This is a genomic window from Treponema sp. UBA785 (assembly GCF_002297065.1).
Lineage (GTDB): Bacteria > Spirochaetota > Spirochaetia > Treponematales > Treponemataceae > Treponema_D.
The window spans coordinates 10898-19147 of record NZ_DBJD01000094.1; the positions used below are offsets into that span (position 1 = coordinate 10898).

The 8250-nt window shown below is 40.8% G+C and carries 7 protein-coding genes; all 7 read right to left on the bottom strand.

Annotated features, from left to right (window positions below; genetic code table 11):
* Positions 1-144: 144 nt before the first annotated feature.
* Positions 145-1338: a hypothetical protein gene (locus B2X33_RS08660; protein WP_296020709.1), complete on the bottom strand. Its 1194-nt coding sequence runs from the start codon at positions 1336-1338 to the stop codon at positions 145-147.
* Positions 1339-1386: 48 nt separating this feature from the next.
* Entirely contained in the window at positions 1387-2850 is a 1464-nt protein-coding gene (locus B2X33_RS08665) for a DUF1846 domain-containing protein (RefSeq protein ID WP_296669041.1), read from the bottom strand.
* A gap of 130 nt (positions 2851-2980) precedes the next feature.
* Positions 2981-5089 carry a polyribonucleotide nucleotidyltransferase gene (gene pnp / locus B2X33_RS08670; protein WP_296020724.1) on the bottom strand — a complete coding sequence of 703 codons (2109 nt, stop codon included), beginning with the start codon at positions 5087-5089 and terminating at the stop codon, positions 2981-2983.
* A 20-nt stretch (positions 5090-5109) separates the two neighbouring features.
* Positions 5110-5376 carry a 30S ribosomal protein S15 gene (rpsO, locus tag B2X33_RS08675; protein WP_296020731.1) on the bottom strand — a complete coding sequence of 89 codons (267 nt, stop codon included), beginning with the start codon at positions 5374-5376 and terminating at the stop codon, positions 5110-5112.
* 21 nt (positions 5377-5397) lie between these two features.
* Positions 5398-7239, bottom strand: a complete 1842-nt coding sequence (truB, locus tag B2X33_RS08680; protein WP_296669043.1) for a tRNA pseudouridine(55) synthase TruB — start codon at positions 7237-7239, stop codon at positions 5398-5400.
* Positions 7205-7591, bottom strand: a complete 387-nt coding sequence (gene rbfA / locus B2X33_RS08685; RefSeq protein WP_296020745.1) for a 30S ribosome-binding factor RbfA — start codon at positions 7589-7591, stop codon at positions 7205-7207. Before rbfA ends, truB begins: the two co-directional genes overlap by 35 nt.
* Positions 7591-8250: EF-Tu/IF-2/RF-3 family GTPase (locus B2X33_RS08690; protein ID WP_349675718.1), on the bottom strand; the 660-nt coding region annotated here is incomplete at its 5' end. The genes B2X33_RS08690 and rbfA, both read right to left, overlap by 1 nt.

Consider the following 8250-nt stretch of genomic DNA (forward strand, 5'->3'; position numbering starts at 1 on the left):
AATTACTGTTCTTATCAAAACTTGAAGTTGGGGCTATATAGAAGAATCGTTGATATTTTAATGAATTTGCGTTCTTGTGAAAAGTGCAGTCAAATTTATGTAAACAGGCGTTTTCCTGCTAATAGTCTGAATGCCGAAGTTTGGCTAATAGTTGTCCCACTTAAAGTCGTCAAAATCTTGAATTTGAATTTCGCGGGAGTTTCTAAAGTATTTTTCCATTTTGCGAATCGTAAGAGGCGTTTTGTTTTTATAGTTCGGGTTCATATAAAAATAGGCGCTATATAGCGATTTTTGCATTTTTTCGGTTGCGCTGTTATCGTCAATAAATATAATTCCTGCGAGGTTTTGAGCAACTTCTTTTACCGTAAGCTGCGTTGAGCAGTATGCCCCGGAATGTTCAGAGGCTTTTTCGTCAATTCGGTTCAGTTCGATAAACGTACGGCGCGCAAGCGAGCGGTAAAAAAGATTGTTAAAGTCGCCAAAATCAACTGTCTCGCTGTTAAACCACGGATTTTTTACGATTGTAATGACCGAATATTCGTTGTCCAAAAGTTTTGAGCCGTAATCCAAAAACTTAAACTTGTAAGCTTCCGCCATGGCAAACGGTGAATATTCTGCAACTGTTGTCAAAATATCGGTGTACTGAATTCTGAATGTAAAATCTATTCCAGAACGGGAAGTATATTTTAAAACCCGTTTATTTTCCGAAACAGCCTGTACTAAAGCCCGAAAAATCCGTCCTTTTTCAAACCCAAGGTTTTTCTTTACTTCTGAATAATCGATTTCCGAGCGGTTATCTGCTCCAATCATTACAGATTTTTTTAACGAAAGCATTGAATATTCTTCAACACGTTCAAATATTTCTTCGAGAATGTTTTGATGAATGCAGTTGAATGACTTTACGTCCGTAAAAATGTCGTAGTGCCTAAAATGCAGGCACAAATCAATGTCTATTGTCTGAGTGTGCCCGATTTTTGAGGGGATCGCGCTTTTGTGCTTTTCGACAGGAAGAATATTTATATAGCTGAGATTAAAAAATTCCGAAAACTGCGAATAAAAATCCAAGGCAACAAGCTCAGAATAAGGTCCTGCCCATCTGGAGTTTCTTGCTTCCGCTATGTTCTTTACTTTTTCTGTAATCTGAACAATTGCCTGTCTGTCCGCAGAATACTTTTTTTGAAGGCGTTTGAGCCGCTTTATAAAGTTTTCGGCAAAAAGATTTTTTGGCTCACTGTTTAGCGGCGAAATGCACTTGTTTGTGTTCTTCTTGTTTTTTACAATTTTTTCAACATTAAAAATGTCTTTTATAAGTTTTTCAAGATTTTCAACATCGGTCATAGAACTTTTCCGCATCGGTCCGTGCATTTACCGCCTAAGACAGCAATCCTAGCGTTTTTTTACAGGATCGCTTGTTAAATCGACGCCGAGTTTTTTAAAAATCTTGCGGTCTACTTCGCTAAGCATTACGCTCGTATGAACCTGACAGCCTTTTAAAGCAGGAAGCTGCTCAAGAGCCTTTTTGCAGTTTTCGTTGTTTGGACTGAGCATAGAAAGAGCTACCAAAACTTCATCTGTATGAAGGCGCGGATTGTTTCCCTGCAAATAGTTCACCTTCATATTCTGAATAGGCGCAATCATTGCGGCAGGAATAAGTTTTACGATGTGGTCAATTCCCGCAAGATGCTTGATTGCGTTTAATATGAGGGCCGCGCAAGTTCCAAGCAAATCTGATGTTTCTGAAGTGATTATTGTGCCGTCGTTCAGTTCGATTGCGGCCGCTGGAAGTCCGGATTTTTCTGCGCGTTTGCTTGCGGCAACTGTAACAAGACGGTCGGCCGGAGTTATCTTTGCCTGCTGCATTAAAAGAGTAAGTTTGTTTACTTCGGATTCTTCGCACTTCCCGTCAGCAAGGTTGCACAAAGCAGTATAGTAGCGTCTGATAATTTCCTGACGGCTCGCATAGCAGCATGCCTCGTCGTCAAAGATACAGTTGCCTGCCATATTGACGCCCATATCCGTCGGCGATTTATATGGATTTTCTCCAAAAATTCCCTTAAAGATTGCATCCAGCACCGGATAAATTTCTATATCGCGGTTGTAGTTTACAGTCGTAACCCCATAAGCCTCAAGATGCCATGGGTCAATCATATTAACATCGTTTAAATCGGCAGTTGCCGCTTCGTAAGCAAGGTTTACAGGATGCTTTAGAGGAAGATTCCAAATAGGAAACGTTTCAAACTTGGCATATCCTGCCTTTACACCGCGAACATTTTCGTTATAAAGCTGGCTTAAGCAGACAGCCATTTTGCCAGACCCAGGACCTGGAGCTGTAACAACAACAAGCGGACGGGAGGTTTCTACATAATCATTTTTTCCATAGCCTTTATCGCTGTCGATAAGAGCAACGTTGCTCGGATAGCCTTCTATCAAATAATGGAAATAAGACTTTATTCCAAGTTTTTTAAGACGTTTAGCAAAGGCCTTTGCACCTTCCTGTCCGCAATAATGCGTAATAACAACAGAACCTACAAATAACCCTCTGTCCATAAATTCCTGGCGCAGACGAAGGACATCTTTGTCATAAGTAATACCCAAGTCGCCGCGGACTTTGTTTTTTTCAATATCCAATGCGCTGATTACGATTATAATTTCTGCCATATCAGCCAGCTGCAAAAGCATCTTGAGTTTACTGTCTGGCTCAAACCCAGGCAAAACACGGCTTGCATGAAAGTCGTCAAAAAGTTTACCGCCAAATTCCAAATAAAGCTTGTTTCCAAAATGCGAAATACGCTCTTTAATGTGTTCAGACTGAATTTTCAAATATTTATCGTTATCAAAACCTTTTTTCATATCTTAAAAAGTATAAACGATTTGAACTTTTTTTTCTATGGCAGTGAGATTTTGACAAAAAAATGGCTGTCTGAAAATCAGTCTTCAAACAGCCATTTTTTGTTTAATAATTTAACATTTTAAGCGTTAATTATTTTTTTAGCTCTTCAAGCGCATCAACATAGGAAAGATTCAATCTTCCCATTTTGTCTACTTCAAGAAGTTTTACAGGAATCTGCTGGCCTTCTTTAAGAACGTCCGTCACTTTTTCAACTCTCTGTCTTGAAAGTTTAGAAATGTGGCACAAGCCTTCTTTTCCTGGCAAAATTTCAACAAAAGCACCAAAATCCATTATGCGCTTTACAGTGCCGTTGTAAATTGTTCCAACTTCTGGATCTTCACAAATGCCTTTTACAGCGAGTTTCGCTTCTTCAGCAGATTTTCCGGTTTTTCCGTAAATCTGAACAGTTCCGTCATCTTCTGTGTTGATTGTAACGCCGTACTGTGCGCAAAGAGCTTTAATGTTCTTTCCGCCAGGGCCAATCAAAGCGCCGATTTTATCCGGACTAATTTTCATAGTCAAGATTTTTGGCGCAAACGGACTAATAGGCTGAGGCTTGTCGATGCATTTTTCCATGATCGAAAGAATATGCAAGCGTCCGGCTTTTGCCTGGGCGAGAGCTTCTTTCATAATCTGTGTTGTTACACCGGCAATCTTAATATCCATCTGGAAACCAGTAATTCCGTCTTTTGTTCCGGCTACCTTAAAGTCCATATCGCCGAGATGGTCTTCTTCACCAAGGATATCAGAAAGAATCTTGTAATTTCCGTAAGGATTGTCGCCTTCTGGTTCTGTAATAAGACCCATTGCAATTCCTGCAACCATCTTCTTCATAGGAACGCCAGCAGCGAGCATTGCAAGACAACCGCCACAAGTAGAAGCCTGAGAAGAAGAACCGTTAGATTCCATGATTTCAGAAACTACGCGAACGGTATAAGGAAATTCTGTAACTGGCGGAACCATGGCTGCCAAAGAACGGCGGGCAAGGTTTCCGTGTCCAATTTCGCGGCGGCCTGTTGTAAGACGTCCAACTTCTCCAACAGAATAAGGAGGGAAATTGTAATGAAGAATAAAGTTTTCGCTTCTTTCTCCATCAATATCGTCATAAACCTGGGCATCGAGTGTTGTGCCAAGAGTACAAACTGCCAAGGACTGAGTTTCGCCACGTGTAAAAAGAGCCGAACCGTGTGGACGAGGAAGAACGTTCACTTCGCAAGTAATCGGACGAATTTCGTCACATTTACGGCCATCAATTCTCAAGCCTTTGTCCAAAATGCTCTTTCTAAGCAAGTTGTACTGAATATCATCAAAGCAAGAATCAAAAAGCTTTTTCTGAATTTCATCTGACAACTGTTCAGCATATTTCTGTGCAACCTGCTCTTTTGCCGCGGCAATTGCCTTGCCGCGAGTCATTTTTCCGTCCTGGAAACATGCTTTTTCAAGGAGAGGTGTTGCATCTGCAATAATCTGCTCTTTGTTTGCAAGCTCAACATTAAGTGGAGCAAGCGGAAGTTTTTCTTTTCCACATTTTGCAACAAGCTGTTCCTGAAGCTCGCACATAGCCGTAATAAAGCCCTGCGCCTGTTCAAGAGCGCCGAGCATTACTTCCTCGCTGACTTCGTTTGCACCGCCTTCAACCATCGTAAATCCGTCTTTTGTTCCGGCAACAACGATTTCGAGCTGAGCTTTTTCCTGCTGATAGAAAGTCGGGTTGATTACATACTGTCCGTCAATATAAGCGACTCTTGCCGCTGCAACTGGTCCATGGAATGGAATATCAGAAATTGATACTGCTGCAGAAGCGGCAATTACTGCAAGAATGTCCGGTGGATTGATTCCGTCGGCAGAAACACAAGTCGGAACAATCTGGATTTCACGACCAAATGCAGGTTCAAAAAGAGGACGCATAGGACGGTCAATAAGGCGAGAAACCAAAATTTCTTTGTCCTTTGGACGACCTTCACGTTTTACAAAGCCTCCTGGAATTTTTCCTGCGGCATAATATTTTTCATTGTATTCAACAGTAACCGGGACAAAGTCCAATCCCTCTTTAACTTCGGAAGAGGCACATACAGTTGCAATTACAGATGTTCCTGCGTACTGCGCATAAACACATCCGTTTGCCTGTTTACCGATTTTTCCAGTTTCGAGAATTAAATCTTCATCACCAATTTTGTAAGTTACTCTATTTACTGCCATTACTTACACCTCCACGTTTATTATTTGCGGAGACCAAGTTCTTTAATAAGCTGGCGGTAAACTTCCAAATCCTTTCTCTGAAGATATTTAAGCATCTTGCGGCGCTGTCCGATTACTTTGAGCAATCCACGTGATGCGCCTGCGTCTTTTGGGAAGTGCTGGCAGTGAACTGTAAGCTGTTTGATGCGTTCAGTAAGGAGAGCGATCTGAACTTTTGTGTTTCCTGTGTCGGCTTCGTTTTTGCCAAATTTGCTGACTACTGCAGCTGATTCTTCTTTTGTAAGCATTTTACTTACTCCTTAAAATATTTATTTCTCTGGGTAACCAAATTGAATTGCCCGCACAAAGCCTCTGAGCGATCCGTCAGAATCCAGCACGCGAAGTAAACCGGAATCTAATTTACAGGCTACAGTTTTTGCTGCGGAAATCTCTTCGCTTCCAGAAATTACCATTTTTATTTTGACAGCATATTCACCATCAGGCGGAAAAATCTGACTTCCGTGTTTTTTTGCGGTCAGATAATTTTTTCCTTCTATTGTTTCCCTATACCATTCAAAACCCGCACAGTCAATAGTATACGGATTTCTGAGCATTATGCTTATTTCATTAAACTTTTTATCAAGAACATCCTCACGAATTCTTGAAGAACTTACTTTTTTGCCAGAATAATCAACAAAACTGACAACATTAAGCTCGATTTTATTTTTAGCGCAAAATTCTTTTAAAGCAGGAATATCGGTCAAGCCTTTGTAACCGCATCTAAAATCTTCACCTTCGGCAAGATATTTTACATTGCAGTTATCTTTTAAAATTGACAGAAAATCACTTCCTTGTATTTTAGTAAAATCGTCGGAAAAGTCAATTACAACGACAAACTTAAATCCTTTACGCATAAAGAATTCTAGCTTTTGAGAGAGCGATGAAACCTCTCCGCTAAAATCTTTTCCGGACTTTTCAAGCCGTGTAGAATGGCGAAATGTTACAATTCCCGGCACAAGCTGTTTTTTTTCAAGAATTGAATCAAAAATCGAATCGTGCCCGATATGCATTCCATCAAAACTCCCAATGCTAAGGGCTGTTTTCTGACTTCCAAAATCCTTTATGGGCTTTCCGTTTACAACCTGCTCCCAGGAATATATTTTCAGTTTTTGCTCTTCCGGCTGAATTACAAAACCGTAACTGAATTTTCTGCCGTTTCTTTTCACTGTTCCTGCAAACTTTAAATCAGGATAAAAAACCGCAAGTTCACAGTTTTCCGGAGTTTTTTCTTCAAAATAGAACGAATGTCTTCTTAAAAGACGCCCGTTGGCAAAATCTTGAACGTAGCCTGTGCAAAGCATGGCCGGAGAAAATCCACATAAACGCGCAATTTCTGCCGTCATCGGATAAGTTGAATTTCTTACCTTTTCCGCAAAACAAGGATCGCTTTTTCTGTTTTTTAAAGATTTTTTTTCGCCATATACAAGGCTTGAAATCGTAAATTCTTCCAAATCTTCATGGCCTGCCGCATTTTTTAAATAAAAAGGCCCTACTCCAGTGCGACGCAAAGCCTTTAAATGAGCGACGGTTCCACATTCCTTTGCAATATCGCGGGCAAGAGAGCGGATATAAGTTCCTTTTGAACAGCTGACTTCGACAAGAGCATATTTTTCAAAAAAATCAAGCAATACGATTGAGTGAATTGTTATTTTTCTCGGCGCAAGTTCAACTTCCTCGCCGCTTCGCATAAGGTCGCTGGCCCTTTTTCCATTTACGTGAAGCGCGCTGAATTTTGGCGGAACCTGTTCAATTTCTCCTTTGAACTTTTTCAAAGCCGCGCGAACTTCTTCTTCGTCAGGGATTCTTCCTGTCTTTATTACATTTCCGGTTGGATCGAGGGTATCGGTTTCCGTGCCGAATTCAATCAATGCAAGGTAAGTTTTTCCAAAATTTGTAATATGAGAAACTAGACGCGTCAAATGGCCTGTAAGAACGACAAGAAGCCCGTCCGCAAAGGAATCCAATGTTCCCGTGTGCCCGACTTTTTTTGTGCCAAGAGATTTTTTTACTGCCGATAAAGAAGCAAAACTCGTTTCTCCGGACTGCTTGCTTAAAAGCAAAATTCCGGAGTTTGCGTTACTGCCCGTCTGTCTGCTGTCTGCGGATCTCATTTTCCTCTGCTTCAAGACGATTTAATTTATTTACCATCTCAAAGCCGTCCTTTATTGAACTGTCAGCAATAAAACTGAGTTTTGGAAATTTTCGAATTGTAAGTTTTCTTGCGATTGACGACTGTATGAATCCTGCCGCGCTGTTAAGCCCGGCAACTCCTTTTAAAATCTGTCCCTCTGGCAAAAAACTCGAAACATAAACTTTTGCATAAGCCAAATCTGCGGCAACTTCAACACGATTTATCGTCAAAAAAGTTGAAACACGCGGATCTTTTATTTTCTGGGTGCTGATAAGCAGTGCAATTTCGCCGCGAATCTGCTCACCCAGTTTTGCAAGTCTAAATTCACCCATTATTCAGCATCTCCATTCGGAACAAATGAAGGATTTAACTTATCTTTTGCTGCTTTTTTTGCTTTTCCTTTAGCCTTTGCTTCTGCTTCTTCTGCGGCAATCTGCGCTGCTGCAGCTTCTGCTTCGGCTTTTGCAGCGGCAATTCTCTCTTTAGCCTTTGCTTCTGCTTCGGCTTTTTCATCTACGAGAGATTCGCCAAGTTTTCTTGCAACTTCAACGTATTCAATAACTTCAAGCTGATCGCCAACCTGAATGTCCTGCCAGTTTTCAAGACCGATACCACATTCAAAACCGGCCTTAACTTCTTTTGCATCGTCCTTGTAACGTTTGAGCGAAGAAATTTTTCCTGTCCATTTAACAATTCCGTCTCTGATAAGGTTAACAGTAGCTGATTTTTTAACAAGACCTTCTGTAACTGAACATCCTGCAATAACTCCAACTTTTGGAACACGGAATGTGTTGCGAACTTCAACCATACCGATATTCTGTTCAATTGTATCTGGACGGAGCATTCCTTCCATTGCCTGCTGAATCTCTTCAACACATTTATAGATAACGTTGTATTTTCTGATTTCTACTTTTTCTTCATCAGCAAGCATCTTAGCTTTTGCCGTTGGACGAACATTAAATCCAATAATGATTGCATTTTCATCTGCGGC

Excerpts from the sequence above, each read along its gene's own strand:
- B2X33_RS08660 (WP_296020709.1), bottom strand. The coding sequence starts at position 1,338 with ATGACCGATGTTGAAAATCTTGAAAAACTTATAAAAGACATTTTTAAT.
- B2X33_RS08665 (WP_296669041.1), bottom strand. The coding sequence starts at position 2,850 with ATGAAAAAAGGTTTTGATAACGATAAATATTTGAAAATTCAGTCTGAA.
- pnp (WP_296020724.1), bottom strand. The coding sequence starts at position 5,089 with ATGGCAGTAAATAGAGTAACTTACAAAATTGGTGATGAAGATTTAATT.
- rpsO (WP_296020731.1), bottom strand. The coding sequence starts at position 5,376 with ATGCTTACAAAAGAAGAATCAGCTGCAGTAGTCAGCAAATTTGGCAAA.
- truB (WP_296669043.1), bottom strand. The coding sequence starts at position 7,239 with ATGAGATCCGCAGACAGCAGACAGACGGGCAGTAACGCAAACTCCGGA.
- rbfA (WP_296020745.1), bottom strand. The coding sequence starts at position 7,591 with ATGGGTGAATTTAGACTTGCAAAACTGGGTGAGCAGATTCGCGGCGAA.